At 67.1% G+C, this 1,223-nt stretch carries 1 pseudogene; it reads left to right on the forward strand.

The window, feature by feature from the left end:
- A pseudogene (locus AB0M27_RS47990) lies at positions 1-94 on the forward strand (IS5/IS1182 family transposase); the annotation flags it as partial.
- Positions 95-1,223 lie beyond the last annotated feature (1,129 nt).

Below are 1,223 nucleotides of genomic sequence, written 5' to 3' on the forward strand. Positions count from 1 at the left end.
CGACACGACAGGGTTCGTGGTGCTGCCCCGGCGCTGGGTGGCAGAGCGCACGTTCGCGTGGCTGATGCATTCGCGCCGACTGGCCCGGGACTACGTTCCTCGACAGGCTGCGGTCCCAGCTCTCGGACTCCCAGCTCCAGGGGTGGGCGGACATGGCAGGACGTCCTGGACGTTGACCGGTTCGCGGTCTGCGCGTGCCGACATCGCGGGACGACTGGCTCTCCCACGTTGCTGCCCCTCAGGGACAAGCCGTCAGAAGACGTCGACGGTGGTCCTCCAGAGAACACCAAGGTGGGGGCAGACGTGTCCAGGAGCTGTGACTACGCAGCGGCTGGGCGCGATGATGGTGCTCCTTCCGAGTTCTTCGGCCCGGAAGGTGGCTCGAGCGTCGCCACTGGGAGCGGTGCCTCCTGAAACCCGTCGCAGTACATGGGGGGCGGAGGCCACGGGTACATCCCACACCCACTTCACCCCGTTACCTGAGGTGGCTTTCAGCTTGACCTCGACCTTTTCGCCCAGAGTGACGAAGACGGTCCTGCCGTTGTCGGCGTTGCTCAGCTTCACGACGCGTCGTGCTGCGGCGTGGGCGTGAGGAAGCGTTGCCGGAACGGTCAGAGCGCTAGCGGCAAGTGCCGTGGCGGCGAGAAAAGTCCTGCCAAACATGGTGGTCCTCCTGGAAGGCCTGGCGTACGCACCCAGTCAATAGGCACCACCGCAGCTAAGATCCAGCAACACGGAGCCGTTCACCCGAATGAAGACCGCACCGTCCTGCAACGGGGGACCCCGCACCAGCAGAACCGAAATTTCAGCAGGCCATGCCCAATCCGGGGATACCCCGACCAACGGCGCCACCCGGGCCGCGCCTGGCTGCGGACCCGCCACGAGTTGTGCACCGGCTCCATGGACCTGACCACCGACGCCTACGAATACGGCGACTGACCGACCGCGAATCCGCCCACGGCCGCCGCTGGAACAACGGTCCCAGCGGCGGCCGCCGTCGTTCGGGCCACCCCCTCGGCGGGCGGCATACCACGCATGTGCCGCGGCCACCGGCCCGCAGGGCGGAGCGCTGTCCGCACGGCCCGACATCACGCCGTACACGGCGAGTTGGGACCACGACCCCGCGAACCTGCGGGGCTCGGAAAGTCATCGCTGCAGCTCACGCGGCATATCTGTACTCGTTGATGACTCCGCCGAGGACGCGGGTGCGTAGGAGCCTTTGT

This window comes from Streptomyces sp. NPDC052107 (genome assembly GCF_040680215.1).
GTDB lineage: Bacteria > Actinomycetota > Actinomycetes > Streptomycetales > Streptomycetaceae > Streptomyces.